The sequence below is a fragment of the Pseudomonas sp. FG29 genome (genome assembly GCF_057809355.1).
The window spans coordinates 95,922-118,736 of the sequence record NZ_JBMDJU010000012.1 but is presented as its reverse complement, the minus strand read 5'-3'; the positions used below and the strand labels follow the sequence as shown (position 1 = coordinate 118,736).

General features: G+C 63.9%; 22 protein-coding genes. 15 read left to right on the top strand and 7 right to left on the bottom strand.

Features of this window, described 5'->3' with window-relative positions; all coding sequences use genetic code 11:
• Positions 1 to 28: 28 nt before the first annotated feature.
• Positions 29 to 1,264 carry a virulence factor BrkB family protein gene (locus tag ACODS1_RS14375; RefSeq protein ID WP_489086181.1) on the bottom strand — a complete coding sequence of 412 codons (1,236 nt, stop codon included), beginning with the start codon at positions 1,262 to 1,264 and terminating at the stop codon, positions 29 to 31.
• A 200-nt stretch (positions 1,265 to 1,464) separates the two neighbouring features.
• Between ACODS1_RS14375 and arsC the strand changes: the two genes are divergently transcribed.
• From arsC to ACODS1_RS14355, 4 genes are read left to right on the top strand one after another with little or no spacing between them, the layout of a single operon-like run.
• The gene (arsC, locus tag ACODS1_RS14370) at positions 1,465 to 1,818 is read left to right on the top strand and encodes an arsenate reductase (glutaredoxin) (protein WP_322978369.1); all 354 of its coding nucleotides are present in this window, start codon (positions 1,465 to 1,467) and stop codon (positions 1,816 to 1,818) included.
• The gene (gene wrbA, locus ACODS1_RS14365) at positions 1,815 to 2,411 is read left to right on the top strand and encodes an NAD(P)H:quinone oxidoreductase (RefSeq protein ID WP_489086180.1); all 597 of its coding nucleotides are present in this window, start codon (positions 1,815 to 1,817) and stop codon (positions 2,409 to 2,411) included. Before arsC ends, wrbA begins: the two co-directional genes overlap by 4 nt.
• Positions 2,412 to 2,413: 2 nt before the next feature.
• Positions 2,414 to 2,824, top strand: coding sequence for a DUF2069 domain-containing protein (locus tag ACODS1_RS14360; protein WP_489086179.1), 411 nt, complete (start codon positions 2,414 to 2,416; stop codon positions 2,822 to 2,824).
• Positions 2,824 to 2,976, top strand: coding sequence for a hypothetical protein (locus ACODS1_RS14355; protein WP_489086178.1), 153 nt, complete (start codon positions 2,824 to 2,826; stop codon positions 2,974 to 2,976). Before ACODS1_RS14360 ends, ACODS1_RS14355 begins: the two co-directional genes overlap by 1 nt.
• 329 nt (positions 2,977 to 3,305) lie before the next feature.
• Here the strand turns inward: ACODS1_RS14355 and hda are convergent, their stop codons facing one another.
• From hda to ACODS1_RS14340, 3 genes are all read right to left on the bottom strand, one after another.
• Complete coding sequence (hda, locus tag ACODS1_RS14350) at positions 3,306 to 4,010, bottom strand: DnaA regulatory inactivator Hda (protein WP_489086177.1); 705 nt, start codon at positions 4,008 to 4,010, stop codon at positions 3,306 to 3,308.
• Entirely contained in the window at positions 4,007 to 5,089 is a 1,083-nt protein-coding gene (locus ACODS1_RS14345) for an AI-2E family transporter (protein ID WP_489086176.1), read from the bottom strand. Before ACODS1_RS14345 ends, hda begins: the two co-directional genes overlap by 4 nt.
• Positions 5,090 to 5,155: 66 nt before the next feature.
• Complete coding sequence (locus ACODS1_RS14340) at positions 5,156 to 6,205, bottom strand: DUF2066 domain-containing protein (RefSeq protein WP_489086175.1); 1,050 nt, start codon at positions 6,203 to 6,205, stop codon at positions 5,156 to 5,158.
• A gap of 241 nt (positions 6,206 to 6,446) precedes the next feature.
• Here ACODS1_RS14340 and purM point away from each other — a divergent pair, with 241 nt between their 5' ends.
• The 3 genes from purM to ACODS1_RS14325 are packed head-to-tail and all read left to right on the top strand — an operon-like array spanning position 6,447 to position 8,874.
• The gene (purM, locus tag ACODS1_RS14335; RefSeq protein WP_322978375.1) at positions 6,447 to 7,505 is read left to right on the top strand and encodes a phosphoribosylformylglycinamidine cyclo-ligase; all 1,059 of its coding nucleotides are present in this window, start codon (positions 6,447 to 6,449) and stop codon (positions 7,503 to 7,505) included.
• Complete coding sequence (gene purN / locus ACODS1_RS14330) at positions 7,505 to 8,149, top strand: phosphoribosylglycinamide formyltransferase (protein WP_489086174.1); 645 nt, start codon at positions 7,505 to 7,507, stop codon at positions 8,147 to 8,149. Before purM ends, purN begins: the two co-directional genes overlap by 1 nt.
• Before the next feature lie 8 nt (positions 8,150 to 8,157).
• The gene (locus tag ACODS1_RS14325) at positions 8,158 to 8,874 is read left to right on the top strand and encodes a DUF3108 domain-containing protein (RefSeq protein WP_322978377.1); all 717 of its coding nucleotides are present in this window, start codon (positions 8,158 to 8,160) and stop codon (positions 8,872 to 8,874) included.
• 57 nt (positions 8,875 to 8,931) lie between these two features.
• On the opposite strand, the gene ACODS1_RS14320 is transcribed toward ACODS1_RS14325, so the two are convergent.
• On the bottom strand, positions 8,932 to 10,140 hold the full coding sequence (locus ACODS1_RS14320) for an ammonium transporter (RefSeq protein WP_489086173.1): 1,209 nt from the start codon (positions 10,138 to 10,140) through the stop codon (positions 8,932 to 8,934).
• A 357-nt stretch (positions 10,141 to 10,497) separates the two neighbouring features.
• Between ACODS1_RS14320 and ACODS1_RS14315 the strand changes: the two genes are divergently transcribed.
• From ACODS1_RS14315 to ACODS1_RS14285, 7 genes are all read left to right on the top strand, one after another.
• Positions 10,498 to 10,815 carry an ElaB/YgaM/YqjD family protein gene (locus ACODS1_RS14315; RefSeq protein WP_322978379.1) on the top strand — a complete coding sequence of 106 codons (318 nt, stop codon included), beginning with the start codon at positions 10,498 to 10,500 and terminating at the stop codon, positions 10,813 to 10,815.
• Positions 10,816 to 10,825: 10 nt separating this feature from the next.
• Positions 10,826 to 11,185 (top strand): phage holin family protein, encoded by a 360-nt coding sequence (locus tag ACODS1_RS14310; RefSeq protein WP_489086172.1) that lies wholly within the window; start codon positions 10,826 to 10,828, stop codon positions 11,183 to 11,185.
• Positions 11,182 to 11,511, top strand: a complete 330-nt coding sequence (locus ACODS1_RS14305; RefSeq protein ID WP_489086171.1) for a hypothetical protein — start codon at positions 11,182 to 11,184, stop codon at positions 11,509 to 11,511. Before ACODS1_RS14310 ends, ACODS1_RS14305 begins: the two co-directional genes overlap by 4 nt.
• Before the next feature lie 98 nt (positions 11,512 to 11,609).
• Complete coding sequence (locus ACODS1_RS14300) at positions 11,610 to 12,773, top strand: EAL domain-containing protein (protein ID WP_322978382.1); 1,164 nt, start codon at positions 11,610 to 11,612, stop codon at positions 12,771 to 12,773.
• A gap of 69 nt (positions 12,774 to 12,842) precedes the next feature.
• On the top strand, positions 12,843 to 14,174 hold the full coding sequence (locus ACODS1_RS14295; protein ID WP_489086170.1) for a deoxyguanosinetriphosphate triphosphohydrolase: 1,332 nt from the start codon (positions 12,843 to 12,845) through the stop codon (positions 14,172 to 14,174).
• Between the two features lie 6 nt (positions 14,175 to 14,180).
• Positions 14,181 to 15,245, top strand: coding sequence for an FUSC family protein (locus ACODS1_RS14290; RefSeq protein ID WP_489086169.1), 1,065 nt, complete (start codon positions 14,181 to 14,183; stop codon positions 15,243 to 15,245).
• Positions 15,246 to 15,345: 100 nt separating this feature from the next.
• Positions 15,346 to 18,297 carry an HD domain-containing phosphohydrolase gene (locus ACODS1_RS14285; RefSeq protein ID WP_489086168.1) on the top strand — a complete coding sequence of 984 codons (2,952 nt, stop codon included), beginning with the start codon at positions 15,346 to 15,348 and terminating at the stop codon, positions 18,295 to 18,297.
• Between the two features lie 42 nt (positions 18,298 to 18,339).
• Here the strand turns inward: ACODS1_RS14285 and ACODS1_RS14280 are convergent, their stop codons facing one another.
• Positions 18,340 to 18,681 (bottom strand): YggL family protein, encoded by a 342-nt coding sequence (locus ACODS1_RS14280; protein ID WP_322978386.1) that lies wholly within the window; start codon positions 18,679 to 18,681, stop codon positions 18,340 to 18,342.
• Between the two features lie 158 nt (positions 18,682 to 18,839).
• On the opposite strand from ACODS1_RS14280, the gene dacB reads away from it, so the two are divergent.
• Positions 18,840 to 20,279 (top strand): D-alanyl-D-alanine carboxypeptidase/D-alanyl-D-alanine endopeptidase, encoded by a 1,440-nt coding sequence (gene dacB, locus ACODS1_RS14275; RefSeq protein ID WP_322978387.1) that lies wholly within the window; start codon positions 18,840 to 18,842, stop codon positions 20,277 to 20,279.
• Positions 20,280 to 20,371: 92 nt separating this feature from the next.
• Here the strand turns inward: dacB and rlmKL are convergent, their stop codons facing one another.
• On the bottom strand, positions 20,372 to 22,549 hold the full coding sequence (gene rlmKL, locus ACODS1_RS14270) for a bifunctional 23S rRNA (guanine(2069)-N(7))-methyltransferase RlmK/23S rRNA (guanine(2445)-N(2))-methyltransferase RlmL (RefSeq protein WP_489086167.1): 2,178 nt from the start codon (positions 22,547 to 22,549) through the stop codon (positions 20,372 to 20,374).
• Between the last annotated feature and the right edge of the window lie 266 nt (positions 22,550 to 22,815).

Sequence of the window (22,815 nt, the reverse complement as noted above, 5' to 3'; positions counted from 1 at the left end):
GAGCAACGCCGCAATCTGACATTTTCCGTCAGTTTGTCGTCTGAGACGCCTGGCGCCCGGCCAGCCAGGCCGCCAGGTTGTCGCCAAACAGCTCGTCCTGTTGCGCCTGCAGGGTTTGCAGCGCCTGACGCATGGCCGGATACCAGGGTTCGTTGAGGTGTTCGGGCAACTGGCGCAGATTCGGCAGCGGCCAGGGGCTGCTGGCCAGCAATTGCTGCAGGCTGAAGTGGTGCAAGTCGCGGCACAGCACCCAACCGCCGCCACTGGCACGGCAGGCCAGGTGCTCCCGCTCGAGAAACGCCATGACTTCGCCCCATTCATCTTCGGGCACTCGCCAGCCCGAGCCCTGCAGATCACGGTGTTGCAACGGCTCGCCGCGCTGCTGGCGCTCCAGCAGCAAACGCAGAATGCCGAGCAACACCAGTGAGCGCGGCAGCGGGCGCCGTCGCCAGTGCTTGGGCAACGACAGGCTGCAGACCAGTTCGGCCCCCAGCAGCACGATCAGCCACGACAGGTAGATCCACAGCAGAAACAGCGGCACGGTGGCAAAGGCACCGTAGATCAGGTGGTAACCGGGAAACAGGCGTACATAAAGGCCGAACAGCGCCTTGGCGATTTCGAACAGCACCGCCGTGAACGCACCACCCAGCAGCGCGTGACGCAAGGGCACGCGGATATTGGGTACTGCCGCGTAGAGCAGCGTGAATGCAGCCACGCTCGACAGCAACGGCATGAACCGCAGCAGGGTCTTGGCCCCGAGCACCGCGTCCGGCCCGGAGATCAACGACAGCGAGGTGATGTAGGTACTGACGGCAAAACCGGCACCGAGCAACAGCGGGCCGAGGCTGAGAATCGCCCAGTACAGCAGGAAGCTGGACATACCACGTCGCGGCTGGCGTACCCGCCAGATGGCATTGAAGGTTTTCTCGATGGTCACCAGCATGAGAAAGGCCGTAACCGCCAGCACTGCGACACCGATCCAGGTCAGTTGCCGCGCCTGACCGGTGAACTCACGCAGGTATTGCTGCACTGTCTCGCCCGTGGACGGCACGAAATTGTGGAAGATGAAGGTCTGGATATCCTCACCCACGCCCTGGAAAGCCGGGATGGCCGAGAGCATGGCGAAGGTGACGGTCATCATCGGCACCACCGCGAACAGCGTGGTATAGGTCAGCGCCGCCGCACTGCTGGTGCCACGATCATCGACGAAGCGTTGCAACAGGGAGCGCCAGAAATCCAGCCAATCCCGCAGTCGATGCTGCATGCCCTCTCCTTTTGCACAACTGTGATCGACCCAGCGGGCCGCCGATGGACTGCCTTTCACGACAACCGCGCAAACGCAGTTGCCGAACCACAATGGACAGCCCGCCGCGTGAAAAGGTCGCACCAGGCGCATGGGCGACCTTCACGTATCCACGCGGGAGGCGGTTAGAATAGCCAGCACCTCAAGCCGAATATAGTCCCATGACCGACCTGACCCTCTACCACAACCCACGCTGCTCGAAATCCCGTGGCGCGCTGGAGTTGCTCGAAGCGCGCGGCCTGCAGCCGAACGTCGTGCGTTATCTGGAAACACCGCCCAGCGCCGCCGAGCTGCGCGACCTGCTCGGCAAACTGGGCATCAGCGCCCGGCAACTGCTGCGCAGCGGCGAGGATGAGTACAAAGCACTGGGCCTGGACGATGCCAGCCTGAGCGAGGCGCAACTGATCGACGCCATGGCCAGCCATCCCAAGCTGATCGAGCGCCCCATCCTGGTCGCGGGTGGCAGAGCCGTGATCGGTCGGCCGCCGGAAAAAGTACTGGAGCTACTGGCATGAGCGCCCCCTATATCCTGGTTCTTTACTACAGCCGCCACGGCGCCACCGCGCAGATGGCCGCGCAAATCGCCCGCGGCATCGAACTGGCCGGGCTCGACGCACGCCTGCGCACGGTACCGGCGGTGTCCAGCGAATGCGAAGCCGTAGCGCCGAGCATCCCCGACGAAGGCGCCCCCTACGCCACCCTCGATGACCTGAAGAACTGCGCCGGCCTGGCTCTCGGCAGCCCGACACGGTTCGGCAACATGGCCGCCCCGCTGAAGTATTTCCTCGATGGCACCAGCAACCTGTGGCTGACCGGCGAGCTGGTCGGCAAGCCGGCGGGCGTGTTCACCTCCACCGCCAGCCTGCATGGCGGCCAGGAAAGCACCCTGCTGTCGATGCTGCTGCCCCTGCTACACCACGGCATGCTGCTGTGCGGCCTGCCCTATAGTGAGTCGGCTTTGCTGCAGACCCAAGGCGGTGGCACGCCCTACGGCCCCAGCCACCATGCCGGCAGCGACGGTAAGCGTCCACTCGACGAACATGAAATCGCCCTGTGCCGCGCCCTTGGCACGCGCCTGGCGCGCATCGCCCAGAAGCTGGAGAACTGACCGTGGCCCGTGCCAAGAAACCCCTGCCCAGCCTGCAATGGCTCGAACCGCGCATGAAACTGAGCCGCGCCCTCAGCCTGTTCAGTTTCATCGCCCTGGTGCTTCTGCTGCTGATCTGGAACCTGGCTTTCGCCGATCTGCACGGTGCACGCATCGGCGTAGTGCTGGCCATCCAGCTGATCCCTCTGGCGCTGCTCGCCCCCGGCCTGATCATGGGCAACGCCCGCGCGCATGCCTGGATCTGTTTCGTGGTGAACATCTACTTCATCCAGGGCGTACTCGCCGCCATCGACCCACAACGCGCCTTGTTCGGCGCGCTGGAAGCGGTGATCAGCTTCGGCCTGTTCTGCTGCGCCCTGCTCTATACCCGCTGGCGCTTCCAGTACGACCGCAAGCTGGCAGGAGAGGTCTGATGCGCCTGGTGCTGCTGCCTGGCATGAACGGCAGCAGCACCCTCTTCGGCCCCTTGCTCGACGCACTCGCGGGTATCGATTGCCAGGTTATAAACCTGCCAGCAAAAGGGTCGCAGGATTTGGATTACCCGTGCCTGCACCTCTGCCCCTAACAAGGTCTCCTGATCGCCAGCGCAGCCGCTGAACGGCTGCCCCAGTTCTGCAGCGATATCCGCCAGATTCGCCTGAATGGCCCGCACTTCATCCTGCAGACGCAGCCAAAGGCCTGCGCCGAGGCAATCGCCGAGTTCATGCAGGAACTGGGCGCGAGCTAGAAAGTCCCGGAGCGCGCCATGAATGCAGGAGCGAGCTCTGCTCGCGAAGCGCCTGTGCAGCTATAAAGTTCGCGAGTAGCCCGTAGCCCGGATGAAACCCGGGGATGGCGTGGGAAGGTTCCCGGATTGCATCCAGGCTACGCTCTGCAGCTTGAAGCTGCAGCTCTTCACCAGCCCAGGGTTTCCTTGAGGAAAGGAATGGTCAGCTTGCGCTGTGCCTGCAGCGAGGCCTGATCGAGGCGTTCGAGCAGTTCGAACAGTGCGCTCATGCCGCGCTCGCCACGGGTAAGGATGAAACGCCCGACCTCGTCGCTCATCTGCAGGCCACGGCGCGATGCGCGTAGCTGCAGGGCACGCAACTTATCTTCGTCGGACAGTTCGTGCAGTTGGAATACCAGCGCCAGGGTCAGCCGCGACTTGAGGTCAGGCAGTTTAATTGGCAATTCGCGCGGCGACATGGTGCCGGCCAGCAAAAGGCGCCGACCGCTGTCACGCAAGCGATTGAACAGGTGGAACAGGCCCTCTTCCCAATCACTGCGGCCAGCGATTGCATCCAGATCATCGAGGCAGACCAGCTCGCACTGCTCCAGGTTGTCGAGTAGCTCCGGGCCATGCTGCACCACCTCGCCCAGCGGCAGATACACCACCGCCTCGCCACGCTGCTCGAAGCGCAAGCACGCTGCCTGCAACAGGTGGCTGCGCCCAACACCTTCGGCGCCCCACAGGTAGATCAGGCTCTCCGTCCAGCCCGCATCGGCCTCGCACAGACGCTCGACATAGCCCAGGGCCGCGGCATTGGCACCAGGGTAATAGTTGGCGAAGGTGGCGTCGTCGCGCAGACGCACCCCCAAGGGAAGCTGGATGGGTTTCATGTCGGGGGCTCGTGGGAACCGCTGTTCTCTCCGTAAAGGCCGGAAAGTTTATACAAATCATGGGCATGGCGCAGCAGAACCATGATCACCGCCGCCACCGGCAGGGCCAGCAGCACCCCGGTGAAGCCGAACAGCTGGCCACCGGCGAGGATGGCGAAGATCACCGCCACCGGATGCAGGCCGATGCGATCACCCACCAGCAGCGGGGTCAGCACCATGCCTTCGAGCAGTTGGCCAATCATGAACACCACCCCAATGCCGATCAGCGGATAGGGGTCGAGGCCGAACTGGAAGAGCGCGGCGGTCAACGCCGCACCGATGCCGACGATAAAGCCCATGTACGGCACGATGCTCGCCAGGCCAGCCAGCACGCCGATCAATAGCCCCAGCTCCAGGCCCACGAACATCAGGCCAACGGCATAAACGACACTCAGTGCCAGCATCACCATCAGTTGCCCTCGCAGGAAAGCGCCGAGCACTTCATGGCACTCACCCGCCAGCTTGACCACCAGTCCTTCGCGCTGGCGCGGCAGCAGGCGGCGTAGGCGCTCGACCAGCAAATCCCAGTCACGCATCAGGTAGAAGCTGACCACCGGAATCAGCAGCAGGTTGCCCAGCCAGGCCAGCAGTGCCAGGCCCGACGACGTCGCCTGGGCCAGCACGGTCTTGAGCACGTCGGTGGTCTTGCCGAGGTTGTCGGAGAACACCTGCTTGAGCTGATCGACCTGCAACACGTCGTTGCTCACGCCAAGGTGCGACTGCGACCAGGGCAAGGCCGTGCCCTGCAGCCAGTCGAGCATTTCCGGCGCCAACTGATACAGGCGCACCAGTTGCCGCCCCAGCATCGGCACCAACACCAGCAACAGGATCAGCAAGGCCAGTGTGAACAGGGCGAAGACCACCACCACACCGCCGGTACGCGACAGGCGATAGCGCTCCAGACGGTCGACCAGCGGATCACCCATGTAGGCCAGCAGGATGCCGACCAGAAAGGGCGAAAGAATCGGGTGCAGCAGATACAGCAACCAGCCGAGCAGAAACAGCCCAGCCATCCATAGCCAGCGAGTGGAATCGGTCATCCTCGGCTCCTTGGTATCGGGGCGCGCCACACAGGCGCTCCGGCCGGACGGCCAGAGCGCGGCAGTTTACCAGCGGAAATGCAGGGCGTTGTTGCTTGGCTGCACAGGCGTGGAAACCGGAGCACCCGGGGCCTGGCCAGCGGCGGCGGGCGCCGGTGTCGGCGCGGTTTGCGGCGCCGCTTCTTCCTGCAACTGGCCCAGAGCCAATTGGGCGCGCAACTGATCGGCGCTGGCGCTGACCTGATAGGTCAGTTGCTTGCCGTTGACTGCCACCAGGCGCGGGGCGAACGGCTCGAGCAGGCGCTCGACGGCCGCGAAACGGTTCAGATCGGCACCGTCGAGCACCAGCGTCAGGCTTTGCGCAGCACCCGGCTTGATGACGAAACGCGGCGCCAGGCGCTCGTTGACCGCCAGCATCACGGCATCGGCCAGGGCGGCCTGATCGGCAGCCTCGACACTGCCCTGCTCGCGCTCCTCGCCGATCCACAGGCGCCATTGCGCCTGCCACTTGTCATCGCGCTGCGTTGCCCGCACCGCCAGCAGCGCGTCCGCGCCATAACGTTCGGAGGCATCGCGCAGAGCCTGCGGATCATTGGCCGCGAGACCTTCCGGAGTGGCCACCAGTTGCTCGCTGAGATCGGCCATCGGCAGGCGCAGCGGCAGCCCGCGATGCTGAGCGGCGTCGCGCAGTGGCGCGGCCTCCGCCTGGCTCTCGCCGATCAGTTGGCTGCCATCGCTGGTCTCGTTGAGCCACCAGGTGAGGATGGCCGGGCGATTGGCGCCCCACAGCGGCAGTCCGGCGCCACGCAGCAGGCGTTCGGTGCTGGCCGGATCGAAGTCCACCATCAGTGCGTCGCCCTCATAGCCGAACTGACTGACGATCTGCTGAGGATCCTTGCGCAGCCCGTCCAGCCCCGGATTGTTCACGGCCTTGGCATCGCCGGTCAGGCGTTGCACCAGGGTCTGCAGCGCCCGCTGCATGGCCTCGTCGCGGCTGGCAGGCTCCTGATCGGCAACCGGCTCACGCACCTGATACAAGCCACTGACCGGCGCCGCCATGACAGGCAGGCAGAGCAGCGACAGGCAGAACAGCAATGGACGGAGGAACGGACGCATGATGGGCTCTCGCAGAAGGAACGACGGCGCGGGGCCGTGAAGGGCCTATACCTTAAACAGCCGCTGACGACCGGGCAACCGGCGATGCCGAGCGCGACGAAGCGCATGCGCGTGAGTGGCCGCTACCGGGCAAGCCTGATAAAATCGCGCGCCTTCGCCAGCCGGTAGGCGCGCCGGGCTCCTTGGATGAGCCTGCGCCATGTCGGCGCTACCCGAACTCCCCATTCAAAGGCCCGGATCTATGAGCAAGCAACCCTCCATCAGCTACAAGGACGCAGGCGTCGACATCGATGCCGGTGAAGCCCTGGTCGAGCGCATCAAAGGCGTGGCCAAGCGCACTGCCCGTCCGGAAGTCATGGGTGGCCTGGGTGGCTTCGGCGCCCTGTGCGAGATCCCGGCCGGTTACAAGCAGCCGGTGCTGGTCTCCGGCACCGACGGCGTCGGCACCAAGCTGCGCCTGGCGCTGAACCTGAACAAGCACGACAGCATCGGCCAGGATCTGGTCGCCATGTGCGTCAACGACCTGGTGGTCTGTGGCGCCGAGCCGCTGTTCTTCCTCGACTACTACGCCACTGGCAAGCTCAACGTCGACGTCGCCGCCACCGTGGTCACCGGCATCGGCGCTGGCTGCGAGCTGGCTGGCTGCTCCCTGGTCGGTGGTGAAACCGCCGAGATGCCGGGCATGTACGAAGGCGAAGACTACGACCTGGCCGGTTTCTGCGTCGGCGTGGTGGAAAAGAGCGAAATCATCGACGGCTCCAAGGTCGTCACCGGCGACGCGCTGATCGCCCTGCCCTCCTCCGGCCCACACTCCAACGGCTACTCGCTGATCCGCAAGATCATCGAAGTCTCCGGCGCCGACATCGAGCAGGTGCAACTGGACGGCAAGGCCCTGGCTGACCTGCTGATGGCGCCGACCCGCATCTACGTAAAGCCGCTGCTCAAGCTGATCAAGGAAACCGGCGCGGTCAAGGCCATGGCTCACATCACCGGTGGCGGCCTGCTGGACAACATCCCGCGCGTACTGCCGCAAGGCGCCCAGGCGGTGATCGACGTGGCCAGCTGGAATCGCCCAGCCGTGTTCGACTGGCTGCAGGAACAAGGCAACGTCGACGAGCATGAAATGCACCGCGTGCTGAACTGCGGTGTCGGCATGGTCATCTGCGTCGCTCAGGATCAGGTCGAAGCCGCTCTGAGCAGCCTGCGCGCCAGCGGCGAGCAACCTTGGGTCATCGGCCAGATCGCCGCGGCCGCCGACGGTGCCGAACAGGTCGTACTGAACAACCTGAAAGCTCACTGATGCCCTGCAATGTCGTCGTCCTGATCTCCGGATCAGGCAGCAATCTGCAAGCGCTGATCGACAGCTGCACGCATGACGACAACCCGGCACGCATCCGCGCGGTGATTTCCAACCGCGCGGACGCCTACGGTCTGCAGCGCGCGCAGCAGGCCGACATTGCCACCCGCGTACTCGATCACAAGCACTACGACGGCCGCGAAGCCTTCGATGCCGCATTGATCGAGGCCATCGACGCCCACCAGCCCGATCTGGTGGTGCTGGCCGGTTTCATGCGCATCCTCTCCCCGGGTTTCGTCAAGCACTACAGCGGACGTCTGATCAACATTCATCCGTCCCTGCTGCCTCGCCACAAGGGCCTGCACACCCATCAACGCGCCCTGGAAGCTGGCGATACGGAGCACGGCTGCAGCGTGCACTTCGTGACCGAGGAACTCGATGGTGGCCCTCTGGTCGTACAAGCTGTGCTGCCCGTGCTGGCAGACGACACGGCCGAGCGCCTGGCCAGCCGCGTGCACCAGCAGGAACACCGCATCTACCCGCTGGCGGTACGCTGGTTCGCCGAGGGCCGCTTGCGTCTTGGCGCTCAAGGCGCAATGCTGGATGGCCAGCCGCTGCCCGCCAGCGGCCACGTGATTCGAACCTAGGAGACTTTATGCGTCGCGCTCTGTTGTTCGCCCTGACCCTGTTCAGCCTGCCGGCTTTCTCGGCAGAACTGGAACCCTTCTCCGCCAGCTACACCGCCGACTGGAAGCAACTGCCGGTCAGTGGCAGCGCCGAACGCAGCCTCGAGAAAGTCGATGGCGAGCGCTGGAAACTCGATTTCGAGGCATCGATGCTGGTCGCCGGCCTGACCGAACAAAGCACCTTCACGCTCGATAACGGCACGCTGCTGCCGCTGAGCTACCGCTTCGACCGCAGCGGCCTGGGCAAAAGCAAGAAGGTCGAGCAGGACTTCGACTGGCAGCAGAAGCAGGTCATCGGCAGCGACCGCGACAATGCCGTGCGCCTGCCACTCAATCGCGGCCTGCTGGACAAATCCAGCTACCAGATCGCCCTGCAGCTCGACGTCGCCGACGGCAAGCAGAGCATGAGCTACCAGGTCGTCGATGGTGATGAAGTCGAGACCTATGACTTCCGCGTGCTGGGCGAGGAAGTGGTACGCACCCGCGCTGGCCTGATCGACGCGATCAAGGTCGAACGCGTGCGCGACCCCACCCAGAGCAGCCGCAAGACCGTACTCTGGTTCGCCAAGGATTGGGGCCATTTGCTGGTGCGCCTGCATCAGGTGGAAACCGACGGCAAGGAATACCAGATCATGCTCAAGGAGGGCACGGTCAACGGCAAGCAGGTCGAAGGCCGCAAGGGCTGATCTTCAGCAATGAAAAAGCCGGGCCAATGCCCGGCTTTTTCACGCCCGTAGCAAACCTCAGTCGTGGCTCACCGAGCCGATCTTGTGAATCGACAGGTCGGCGCCATTGAACTCCTCTTCCTGACCCAGGCGAATCCCCAGGGTCGCCTTCAGCAGGCCATACACGGCAAAGCCACCCACCAGCGCAACCAGCACACCGACAGCCGTGCCGATCAGCTGGCTGGCCAGGCTCACACCACCCAGACCACCAAAACTTTCCTGGGCGAAGATGCCACACGCGATCCCGCCCCAGACGCCGCACAGGCCATGCAATGGCCATACGCCGAGTACGTCGTCGATCTTCCATTTTACCTGCGTGGCGGTGAAGGCCCAGACGAACAGTGCACCGGCAATCAGGCCGGTGAACAGCGCGCCTACCGGATGCATCAGATCCGAGCCTGCGCAAACGGCCACCAGGCCTGCCAGCGGGCCGTTATGCAGAAAGCCGGGGTCGTTACGCCCCACCAGCAGGGCTGCCATGGTGCCGCCGACCATGGCCATCAGCGAGTTGACCGCCACCAGGCCGCTGATATTTTCCAGATTCTGCGCGCTCATGACGTTGAAACCGAACCAGCCGATGATCAGGATCCATGAGCCCAGCGCCAGGAACGGGATATTCGACGGCGCCATCGCCACCAGACGACCATCGCGGTAGCGGCCATTGCGCCGGCCAAGCAGCATGACCGCACCGAAGGCCAGCCAGCCACCGACGCCGTGCACCACCACGGATCCGGCAAAATCGTGGAAGCTGGCACCGAAATGCGCCTCCAGCCAGGCCTGGAAGCCATGGTTGCCGTTCCAGATCAGCCCTTCGAAGAAGGGATAGACGAACGCCACTATCAGCACCGTGGCGCACAACTGCGGGCCGAACTTGGCACGCTCGGCGATGCCACCGGAGATGATCGCAGGAATGGCCGCGGCGAAGGTCAACAGGAAGAAGAACTTCACCAGACCGTAGCCATGGTTTTCGGTGAGCACGGCAGCCGGCTCGAGAAAGGTAATGCCGTAGGCCACCCAGTAGCCGACGAAGAAATAAGCCAACGCCGAAACGGCGAAGTCGGAAAGAATCTTCGATAGCGCGTTGACCTGGTTCTTCTGCCTGACGGTTCCCACTTCGAGGAAGGCGAAACCGGCGTGCATGGCCAGCACCATGATCGCACCCAGCAAGATAAACAGCGTGTTGGAACCATGCACCAGCGAGGCGACGGCACTGTTGAGGTTTTCCATCTAAGACGAGGGCTCCGAAAATGGAAAAAGCACCAAATGAAAGCAAACCCTGGCAATTGCGCACCAGCAAGTGGCAAGCCAGACGGCATCGCCCGATACTGGCGCTGCCCGACGGCACCAAAATGGCACCGTCAGTTTCTTTCGAAAAGGTACTTATTTTTTATTTATCAATGGGTTAATCGCGATTTCGGCCATCCTGACCCCACCCGAAAAAGCCCCATCAAAGGGCACGATCGAGGCATCACGCACCAGCACAATGCAATCGATGTACCAGCACACAGTTTGCTAATCTGACTGAACCCTCAAGGCCGTTCTGCACTCACAAGCCTTACATTCACCACGCAGAGGATGCGCACGATGCCCCGCAAAACTGCCGCTTCATCTCAGCAAGACAGCCTGCTCGACGAGTTCCAGGCCCTGGTCAACGACACCGAGAAACTGCTGCAGCACTCCGCCAGCCTGGCCGGCGAGCAGGCCGATCATCTGCGCGAGGACATCCGCAGCAGCCTGTCTCGCGCTCGCGAAACCCTGCAGCACGCAGAGACCAGCCTGCGCGAGCAGGGCAAGATCGCCGTCGACGCCACCGAAGACTATGTGCACAAGCACCCCTGGCAGGCGCTCGGCCTCTCGGCTGCCATCGGCATGCTGATCGGCCTGCTCCTGAGCCGACGCTGATACCGTGCAGATGAGCGATAGCCCTTCGCCGCGCCGCCTCGGCGGCGCACTGCTCGGCTGGCTCCAGGGTCACCTGGAGCTGGTCGGCCACGAACTGGAAGAACAGCGCAGCCAGGCGTTGCGCATCCTGCTGCTGGGTGGGCTGAGCCTGGGCTTCGCCCTGCTGCTGCTGATCGGCTTGTCCGCGTTGCTGCTGATCCTCTACTGGGATACCCATCGCCTGGCCGTGGCTATCGGGCTTTGTGCGTTCTATGGCATCGGCCTGTTGCTCTGCGCCGGCTGGCTGCTGGCCAGCCTGTTGCGTGCGCCCGCCCCGTTCAGCGCCAGCCTGGAAGAACTGCAACGTGACCGGGAGCAACTGTTGCCATGAGCCTACCCACACTGCCCAGCAATGCCTCGCGCCGTGAGTTGCGCAAAGCCATGTTGCGCATGCGCCTGGAAATGCGCCGCCAGGAAATCCGCCATGAGGCCTTGCTGCTGACCCAACCCTTGCGCCAGGCGAAAGACTTCGGCCTCAGCCTGCGCAGCGGCAGCGCACCAATATGGCTCACTGGTGGTGCCTTGGCCCTGGCTGGCCTCATCGGCGGCAAACGCGGCTGGCGCCGCTGGCTGCGCCTGGCCCTGCTGCTGGCGCCACTGCTCAGGCGCCGTAATTCCAACGCCCCCGCCACTCCGCGCGATATGACTAGCCGATAAAATTTTCGCTGGTCTATACCGCCTGGCCGCGATCTTGCTTAGTCGAGCCGTCTGCTTATCCAATAGCCATAACACAGCTCACAATTAAGGATGCCCAGGTGATCGACGGACTGCCTTTCGCCGTCTTCCAGCCCTTCATCGACACGGCCACCGGGCGCATTGCCGGGGTCGAAGCGCTGGCACGGCTGCGCGATGAGCACGGCCAGGCACGCTCGGCTGGCCCTCTGTTCGCCGATCCCAAAACGCCGCCAGCGGCCCTGCGCCGGCTCGATCGCCAGGTTCGCGAAGATGCCCTGATGCGCTTTCACGAAGCGCCCAAGGACTGGTTTCTCAGCCTCAACATCTCACCGCGCTGGATCAGCCGCCTGCGCCCCACTCAGCCTTTGCCCAGCCTCATCCAGCTGGAACGCAGCGGCATCGAACCGGGCCGCATCGTCTTCGAGATCACCGAGCTGGGGGGCGCCAGTCAGCGCCTGCCACACGTGGTCGCGCAGTACCGCGAGGCCGGAGCACGCATCGCCATCGACGACTTCGGCGCCGGTTACTCGCAGCTCGACCGCGTACTGGCGCTGCAGCCGGACATCCTCAAGCTGGACATGCGCCTGTTCCAGGAGGCCGCCCGTGGCGGCCCCAGCGGTGAAGTGGTCAAGGCACTGGCGCAGATGGCCGAGAAAACCGGCTGCTGGATCATCGCCGAGGGCGTGGAAACCGAGGCCGAGCTGAATTTCGCGCTGGAATGCGGCGCCCGCTACGTACAAGGCTTCCTGTTCGCCCGCCCCGAGCGCGAACTGTTCGCCAGCGACGCCTTCGTCGGCCGTTTCGCCCACCTGCGCGACAGCTACGTGCAGCACAAGCTGTCCGAGCGAGCACGCCTGGTGAACATGCGCCAGCAACTGGCCGAACTGATGAGCGAACTCAAGGCCTGGGCCGAAAGCGGCGCCTCGGCCGAGGCCCTCCGCCCACCGGATGGCTACCCCTGGCTGCTGCGCATCTACCAATGCGACCGTCATGGCACGCAACTCACGCCCAACCTCGAGTGGCGCGCACAACGCTGGCAGGCCGACAACCGCTACCTGGGCCACAACTGGTCGTGGCGACCGTACTTCTACCAACTGCTCGCCGAAGGTTGGGAAGAACGCCGCCTGACGCTCTCCAGCACCTACCGCGACGCCACCAGCAACCAGTACTGCCTGACGGCTGGCCAGTTCATCGATAACGGCCGTCGCCTGCTACTGGTCGACATCGACGCCGCCGGCCTGTAATCCGCGACTTGCAGGCAACCGCCCGAACACCCAAGCTAGGGGCCTTGATCAACCCGGCGAGGATCGGCCTTGGATTGGCATACCCTGCTCACCCGCGAACGTCTCGGCAAACCAGCGCCCAGCTCGGCCGAGTTGGGCCGTAGCCCGTTTCACAAGGATCATGACCGCATCATCTTCTCCGGCGCCTTTCGCCGCCTGGGACGCAAGACCCAGGTGCACCCGGTATCGAGCAACGACCATATCCATACCCGCCTGACCCACTCGCTGGAAGTCAGCTGCGTCGGCCGCTCGCTGGCGATGCGTGTCGGCGAGATGATCCGCGACGAACTGCCCGACTGGTGCGAGCCGAGCGATCTGGGCATGGTCGTGCAGTCGGCCTGCCTGGCCCATGACATCGGCAACCCGCCGTTCGGCCATTCCGGCGAGGATGCCATCCGCCACTGGTTCCAGCAGGCCGCCGGCAAGGGCTGGCTGGACGCCATGAGCGATGCCGAACGCGGCGACTTTCTCAACTTCGAGGGCAATGCCCAGGGCTTTCGTGTGCTCACCCAGCTGGAATACCACCAGTTCGACGGTGGTACGCGCCTGACCTACGCCACCCTGGGCACGTACCTCAAATACCCCTGGACGGCGCGCCACGCCGAAGCCCTGGGCTACAAGAAGCACAAGTTCGGCTGCTACCAGAGCGAGTTGCCGCTGCTCGAACAGATCGCGACCAAGCTGGAGCTGCCCCAACTGGAAAGCCAGCGCTGGGCGCGCCACCCGCTGGTCTATCTGATGGAGGCCGCAGACGACATCTGCTACGGCCTGATCGACCTGGAAGACGGCGTCGAGATGGAACTGCTCGACTATAGCGAAGTGGAAGCCCTGTTGCTCGACCTGGTCGGCGATGACCTGCCGGAAACCTACCGTCAGCTCGGCCCGAAGGATTCACGCCGGCGCAAGCTGGCGATCCTGCGTGGCAAGGCCATCGAGCACCTGACCAACGCCGCTGCCGGCGCGTTCGTCGAGCAACAGCAGGATCTGCTGCGCGGTGCCCTGCAGGGTGATCTGGTCGAGCACATGCACGGCTCGGCCAAGCGCTGCGTACAGCACGCCAAGGCCCTGGCGCGAGAGAAGATCTTCCACGACAAGCGCAAGACCCTGCACGAGATCGGCGCTTATACCACTCTGGAGATCCTGCTCAACGCCTTCTGCGGCGCGGCACTGGAGCTGCACAGCGGCCGCCCGCTGTCGTTCAAGCATCAACGCATCCTCGATCTGCTCAGTTACTATGCGCCGGAGCCGGGCTGGCCGCTTTATCGCTCGTTCATGCGGGTGATCGATTTCATCGCCGGCATGACCGACAGCTATGCAACTGAAATGGCCCGGGAAATGACCGGTCGCTCCAGCCCCATCTAGGCGTCCATGAAGAACCTGATTCGCAACAGTTTCACCTGGCATGCCGGGCCACCCGCCTGGGGCCCCGCCGTGATCGCCGGGCTGGGCTGCGCCCTGCCCTTGCTGCTGGGCCTGTTCACATCGCACACGGGCTTTCTCTGGGCGTCGGTGGGCGCGTTTCAGGCGGCACAGGCCAATCCGCTGCATCGCTTCGGCATGCTGCGCATGCTGTTACTCACCGCCCTTGGCGCCTGCAGCACCGGCCTGGGTTTCTGGGCTGGCAGCCATCCGCTGATCAGCCTGGCGCTGTTCGCCACGTTCGGCCTGCTGCTGGCCTGGCTGCAACGCTTCGGCAGCGAGGCCGGCAAGCTCGGCATCGGCCTGTCGATCTGTCTATGCCTCGGCCAGGGCCAGTTCGGTATGGGCAACTTGCACAACCCCTATGCCGTAGCCACGCTGTTCAGCCTCGGCGGCCTGTGGGTGATGCTACTGGCGTTCGGTCTGCGCGGCGTGCATGGCCTGCGCATGTGGCCCTATATGCCGCGCGTGATCAGCCTGCTCAAGGTACTGCGTCGGCATGCCCAGCGCCTGCCGCGTCGCCAGTGGCGCCTGCACGCACTGGCCTGCATGCTGGCCTTTGCCGCATCGGGGCTGGTGGTCAACCTCGCCGGCTTGTCGCGCGGCTATTGGTTGACCCTGGCAGTGATCACCACGCTGCAGCTGGATTTTCACAACAGCCTGGTGCGTGCCGTTCAGGCCAGCCTCGCCAGCCTTGCTGCCGCCGGGTTGCTGATCCTGCTCGGGCACAGCCTGCAGAGCCCGCCGATGATGGTGATGATGCTGCTGCCGCTGATCGTCCTCAGCCGCGCCCTGCAGGCCAACCACTATGGCCTGTTCGTCCTGCAGACCAGCCTGTGTTTCGTGCTGCTGGCCGAAAGTCTTTCGCGCGACTGGCACCTGCCCGAAGTGCGCCTGTTCAACGCGCTGATCGGCACCGCCCTGGCGCTGGCGGTGGCCTTGCTGATCCATGCGCTGCAATTGCGCCTGGGTAAAACGCCAGGCAGTGCACAGACCGACAAGACTCAGCACTGACGTCCCAGCAAGTCGGCCAACTCTTCACTACGCTTCAGAGGGCTCGCCTTATCAGCCAGCCCGAACCGTCGTCCGCAGCGCGACCAAGGAGTGAAGAGCGATGCTCAAGGCAGCAGTTCCCCGCGAACGCCGTTTTCCCCTGCACGTTCACATCAGCGTGCTGTTCACCCTGCTTCTGCTCTTTACCGGCGTTGTGCTCGGCCTGTTCAACTACCGACAGACCAGCCACCTGATCTTCTCCAGCAGCAGCACGCTGTTCGAGCGCATCCAGCTCGACGTCGAGAAGGATCTGGACAGTACCTACCGCCCCATTCGCCACCTGCTCAGCCTGATCGCACTCAACCCCTCGACCCAGGCCGACAACCTCGACGACCGCCTCACCCTGCTGCCGCTGTTCGTCCAGGCCCTGCGCGACAACCCCAAACTGGCGTCGATCTATCTCGGCTACGAGGATGGCGACTTCTTCATGGTGCGCCCCCTGCGCAGCGACGTACTCAAGCAGCGCTTCGATGCCCCGGACAAGGCCGCCTTTCAGGTCTGGGCCATCGAGCGCAGCAGCATTGGCACAGCCAGCGACTACCTGTTCTATGACGGCTCGCTGAATCTGCTGAGCCGCCGGCAGAACCTCAGCGAGCGCTACGATCCGCGCGAGCGCGACTGGTTCAAGCGCGCCCGGGGTGATGGTGGGCAGATCACGACCGCGCCCTACCTGTTCTTCTCCACCCAGGAGATCGGCACCACCCTGGCACGCCGTACCGGGTTGACCACCGTGCTGGCGGCCGATCTCACCCTCGACGACCTGTCCGCCACCCTCGCCGCCCATCGCGTGACGCCCAACAGCGAAGTGGTGCTGGCGGACAGCGACGGCAATGCAGTCGCCTACCCGGACAGCAGCCGCTTGCTGGCAGAGAAAGAGGGGCGCACCAGCCGGGTCAAGGTGCGCGACCTCAATCCTGCACTCGGCGAGCTGCTCGAACGCAACCTGGGCGAGCAAAGCCAGGGCGTGATCGAACTGGCTCATCAGCGCTGGGTCATGGCTCAGCGCCATATTCGTGAAGGCGGCCCGCAAGGGCTGAATCTGGCCCTGCTGGTGCCGGAGCACGAATTGCTGGCCGAGGCCTATCGCATCCGCTGGCAAGGCGCCCTGATCACCCTGACCACGCTGCTGCTGTGCCTGCCACTGGGCTGGCTGACCTCGCGGCTGGTGGTCAAGCCGCTGCGCTCGCTGGTCGAGGAAGCCGAGGCCATTCGTCGCTTCGACTTCGGCCATCCGGCCAGTGGCCGCTCGCCGATCCTCGAAGTCGACCAGTTGGCGCTGTCCATGACCCACATGAAGGACACGCTGTCACGCTTTCTCGACATCGCCGCCAGCCTCTCGGCGGAAACCCGCTTCGAGACGCTGATCAAGCGGGTGATGGATTCCACCGTGGCCATCAGCGAGGCTCAGGGCGGGCTGCTCTACCTGCTCGACGCCGACAGCGCGCGCCTGGAGCCCCAGGGTGTGTTGATCGACGGCGAAAGCCAGTCCATAGCGGCGCTCGGCATCGAGGCGCTGCAGCGTGATGATAGCAGCCTACCGGCATGGCTCAGCGGCCCGGCACGCGGTGGCAATAGCGTCGCGACCTCCATCGGCTTCGACCAGGCCGGCCAGTTCCGCGGTCTGCTGTCGGCCATGGATAGCCCGCGCCTGCACCTGATCGCCGCCGGCCTGCACAATCGCCAGGGCGAAACGGTCGGAGTTCTGGTGCTGCTGCAGCGCGATAGCGGCGAACAGGACGACAGCATGCTCAGCCCCGAGCGCGTGGCATTCGTCGATGCGGTTTCCGGCAGCGCAGCCCTGTGCATCGAAAGCCAGCGCCTGCTGGCCCGGCAGAAACAGCTGCTGGACGCCTTCATCCAGTTGATCGCCGGCGCCATCGACGCCAAGAGCCCCTACACCGGCGGCCACTGCCAGCGCGTGCCGGAAATCACCCTGATGCTCGCCGAGGCTGCGGCCAATAGCAATGCACCGGCCTTTAGCGACTACCAACCCAACGAGGAAGAGTGGGAAGCACTGCATATCGCGGCCTGGCTGCACGACTGCGGCAAGGTCACCACCCCGGAATACGTGGTGGACAAGGCCACCAAGCTGGAAACCCTGTACGACCGCATCCACGAAATACGCATGCGCTTCGAAGTGCTCAAGCGCGATGCCTGGATCAGCTACTGGAAAGGCTGCGCCGAGGGTGGCGATGCGCAGGCATTGGCCCTGCTGCGCGACGAGTTGCTGGGCCAACTCGACGACGAATTCGCCTTCGTCGCCCACACCAACCTCGGCGGAGAAGCCATGGCCGAAGCCGATCTCGCCCGCCTCCAGCAGATCGCACAGCGCCGCTGGCTGCGCACGCTCGACAACCGCCTGGGAGTGTCCTGGGAAGAGGCCCAACGCCTGGAGCGCACGCCAGCGGCCGCTCTGCCGGTTGCCGAGCCGCTGCTGGCCGATCGCCCCGAGCACCTGATCGAACGCGCCGAACAGGAGCGCATCGATGCGGACAACCCCTGGGGTTTCCAGCTGGAAGTGCCCACCTACAAATTCAACCGCGGCGAGCTGCACAACCTCGGCATCGGCCGAGGCACGCTGACGGCCGAGGAGCGCTACATCATCAACCACCACATCGTGCAGACCATTCTCATGCTCAGCCGCTTGCCGTTTCCACGGCACCTGCAGAACGTCGCCGAGATCGCTGGCGGTCATCATGAAAAAATGGACGGCAGCGGCTATCCCAAGCGCCTGACACGCGAGCAGATGAGTCTGCCGGCCAGGATGATGGCCATCGCCGATATCTTCGAAGCCCTGACGGCAGTGGATCGCCCTTACAAAAAGGGCAAGACACTATCCGAGGCGCTGAACATCATGGCCGGGATGTGCCGAGGCGCGCATATCGACCCCGATCTGTTCGCGCTCTTCATTCGTTCGGGCGTCGCAATGCGTTACGCCGAACGTTTCATGCAGAAGCAGCAGATCGATGCGCTGGACGAACAGGCCATCCTGGCGAAGGCAGGGCTGGCCTGAACGAGCAAAGAGAGAGTGCCGGGAGCCCGGCACTCCACAGGCTCACGCCTGGTTGATCGGATTACCCGGATACCAGACATCGAGCAGCGGGCTGACTTCGAAGCCCTGCAGCTCGTCGCGGCCCTTGAGCCAGGCTTCGACGGCACTGCGCTGCTCTTCGTTGACCGAACCCCGTTTGGCCAGGCACACCAGGCCGTAGTCTTCGCCACCGACGTAGTCCAGACCATTGCCGGCGATGGCATCGTCCAGGAACTGGTCGATGAAACTGTCGATCACCTGATCGCTCAGGTCGGCCTTGAAGTTCAGGGTCAGCTCGAAGCCCAGTTCCTGGAATTCATCGACACAGAGCTTCTTGCGCAGACGGCGGGAACGATTGGTCGCCATGTAACTTTCCTCTTAGGTGATAACGCGCGGCACTCTAGCAGTTTCCACGCCCGATAGCCCGTCTTGATCGCGTGCAAAAGCACAGCCGTACGGCATAATGGGCGCCATTCGTCCCTGCCCATCTATCGTTGCTCCGCTGCACGCGGAAGGTTTTCTCGATGATCCAACGGTTTCGCCAACTGGCGCTCGGCGCCTTTCTGCTCCCCCTCGCTCTGACCACCTACGCGGCAACGTCCATCAGCCTGCCGGCGAATGTCGAAAAAGCCCTGCGAGCGAACAAGATTTCCACCCAATCGCTGTCCGTAGTGACACTGCCGCTCAGTGGCCAGCCTGGTGGCTTGCAGTTCAATGCCGACGTTTCGGTCAACCCGGCATCGACCATGAAGCTGGTGACCACTTTCGCCGCGCTGGAACTGCTGGGGCCGACCCACCACTGGCAAACCGAGTTCTATGCCGACGGCCCACTGGAGAACGGTGTGCTGCAAGGCAACCTCTATCTCAAGGGCGGTGGCGATCCCAAGCTGAACATGGAGAAGCTCTGGCTGTTGCTGCGTGATCTGCGCATCAACGGCGTACAGCAGGTTCAGGGCGATCTGGTGCTCGACCGCAGTTTCTTCGTCACTCCGCAGCTACCTGCCTTCAATGACGACGGCGGCGATGAGAACAAGCCCTTCCTGGTCAAGCCTGATGCGCTGCTGGTCAACCTCAAGGCACAGCGTTTCGTCGCTCGCGCCGCCGAGGGCAAGGTGCAGATCGCCATGGATCCGCCGATTCCCTCGATCCGTATCGACAACCAGGTCAAGCTGCTCAAGTCCGCGCCCTGCCCCGCCTGGCCGGACGTGCGCTACAACCCGGTCAGCCAGTACGACGGCACCACGGTGATCGTCACCGGCAAGCTACCCGAGGGCTGCAGCGCACAGACCTACCTGTCGCTGCTCGACCACCCCAGTTACGCCGCTGGTGCAGTACGCGGGATCTGGCAGGAGCTGGGCGGCAAGATCCTCGGCAAGGATCGTCAGGGCCAGGTACCGGAGAAGGCGCGTCTGCTGGTGCAGGCGCAATCACCGGATCTGGTGGAAGTGATCCGCGACATCAACAAGTACAGCAACAACACCATGGCCAAGCAGCTGTTCCTCAGCCTCGGCGCGCACTTCCGCACCGCGGCCGACAAGGACGACGGCATGGCCGCTCAACGGGTGATTCGCAGCTGGCTGGCGCGCAAAGGCATCACGGCCTCGCAACTGGTCATGGAGAATGGTTCAGGGTTGTCGCGGGCAGAGCGCATCAGCGCACGCGAGATGGCAGCCATCCTCCAGGCCGCCTGGCGCAGCCCCTATGCCGCTGAGTTCCGCAGCTCCCTGCCGCTGGCGGCAATGGACGGCACCATGCGCAAACGTCTGCGCCGTACGCCGCTGGCTGGTGAAGCGCACATCAAGACGGGAACCCTGAACAATGTGCGCGCCATCGCCGGCTACAGCCGCGACAGCAATGGACAGGACTGGGCCGTGGTGGCGATTCTCAACGATCCGAAACCCTGGGGCGCCAGCTCCATCCTCGATCAGGTGTTGCTGGACACCTACAAGCAGCCGAAACGCTGAGTCAGAACACACGGCGGATGGCGCTTTGTCCATCCGGCCTTATATCGGCAGGTAATGACTGAACGCCTCAGTCATCACCTGCCGTTCTCGCGCTATCGTGCCGTGAAGCGCCAGGCACGGTGGATCTTGGGATTGCGCGCGAAATCCGCATCCAGCGTCTGCGCACTGATCTCCTCCACCTGATAACGCGCCGCCAGCCCTTCATCGAGTTGGAACTTGCGGAAGTTGTTGGAGAAGTACAACACGCCACCACGCGCCAGACGCGCCATGGCCAGGTCGATCAGCTCGACGTGGTCACGCTGCACGTCGAACACGCCCTCCATGCGCTTGGAGTTGGAGAAGGTTGGCGGATCGATGAAGACCAGATCGTATTCCTGGCGGTCAGCCTGCAGCCATTCCATGACGTTGGCCTGCTCCAGACGGTGCTTGTCGGAAAAGCCGTTGAGCGAGAGATTGCGCCGCGCCCAATCGAGATAGGTCTTCGACAGATCGACACTGGTAGTGCTACGCGCACCGCCCTTGGCGGCATGCACGGTGGCCGTCGCGGTGTAGCAGAACAGGTTGAGGAAGCGCTTGCCTGAGGCTTCCTTCTGCAGACGCAGGCGCAGCGGACGATGATCGAGGAACAGGCCGGTGTCGAGGTAATCGGTCAGGTTGACCAACAACTTCACGCCGCCCTCGACCACCTCCATGAACTTCCCCTGAGCGGCCTGGCGCTGATACTGCTTGGTGCCGACCTGACGCTCACGGCGCTTGATCACCACACGGTTCTGGGCCACGCCCAGCGCTTGTGGAATAGCAGCCAGGGCATCGAGCAGGCGCGCCTGCGCCTTCTCCGGGTCGATCGAACGCGGCGCAGCGTACTCCTGCACGTGCACCCAGTCGCGGTACAGATCGACCGCCAGGGCATACTCGGGCATATCGGCATCGTACAGGCGGTAGCACTCCACACCCTCCCGGCGCGCCCATTTGCCCAGTTGCTTGAGGTTCTTCTGCAGGCGATTGGCGAACATCTGCCCACCTTCGGACAAGCGCGCCGGCGTCGCCGCCTCGGCGGGTACGTCTTCCTCGCTACGCACCTTGCGCTCACCAGTGACGAACTGCTCGGTCTGCACCTTGATCAGCAACAGCTTGCACGGCAGCGCACCGTTCCAGAAGGCATATTGCTTATGGCTGCGCAGCCCCATGCGCTTGCCCAACTCAGGAGCCCCGGTGAACACCGCAGCCTCCCAGCCCAGACAGGCCTGACGCAGGCGCTCACCGAGATTCTGATAGAGGTACAGCAGGCTGGCCTCGTCACCCAGGCGCTCGCCGTAGGGCGGGTTGCTGATCACCAGACCTTTCTGATTCTGGTCGGGGCGCGGCTCGAAGGTACCGAGTTCGCCTTGATAGATCTTCACCCAGTCGGCCAATCCGGCCCGCTCGACGTTGTTGCGCCCCGGCTGGATCAGCCGGGGATCCGCCTCGTAACCTCGAATCCACAGCGGCGGCTTGGCCAGACCGGCGGCAGCACGCTGCTCGGCCTCGACATGCAGTTTTTTCCACAGCGCCGGCACATGGCCGAGCCAGTTGGAAAAACCCCAGCGCTCGCGCTTCAGATTGGGGGCGATATCGGCCGCCATCAGCGCCGCCTCGACGAGAAAGGTACCCACCCCGCACATGGGGTCGGCCAGAGCGCCGCCCTCGGCGGCGATACGCGGCCAACCGGCACGGATCAGCACGGCCGCGGCAAGGTTCTCCTTGAGAGGTGCGGCGCCCTGCTGTAGACGATAACCACGCTGGTGCAGGCTATGCCCAGACAGATCCAGCGACAACACGGCCTCACCCCGGTCGAGGCGCAGGTGCACGCGCAGATCCGGGTTGAGCTTGTCGATGCTCGGCCGCTCGCCCGTGCGGGTGCGCAGGCGGTCGACGATAGCGTCCTTGACCTTCAATGCGCCGAAATGCGTGTTGTCGATGCCGGAACCATGGCCACTGAACTCGACGGCCAGACTGCCCGCCGGCTCCAAATGATCACGCCAGTCCACGGCTTGAACACCCTCATACAGCTGCTCGGCGCTGCCCATGGAGAAGCGCGACAACACCAGCAGCACGCGGTTAGCCAGACGCGACCAGAGGCACAGCCGATAAGCCACCTCCAGATCGCCCTGCCCGCGGACAGCCGCGGTCTGCTCGCGCGCCTCTTCCAGACCGAGACTACGCGCCTCTTCCAGCAGCAGGCCTTCGATCCCCTTGGGGCAGGTAAGTACGATTTCGTAACGCTCGGACATGAACAATCCAGTGCCAGTGGCAGGTAAAAAAGGTGCAACGCACCTCGACTCACATTAAGTGACAAAGCGTCGCAGCGCGACCCTTCGTCGGAATAAGCAGCAATCTCATTTGCGCCATCACGGTGACAGCGCCGCAGTTGCAGCCCAGTCTTCACGCCGTTTGGCTGGCGCTGACTGGACGCATGACCAGTCTACTTATGGCTTGACCCTCGATAAGGTTACGCCCTTATGACAAATCGATCATTCACAGGGCAGAGGGCATTCGT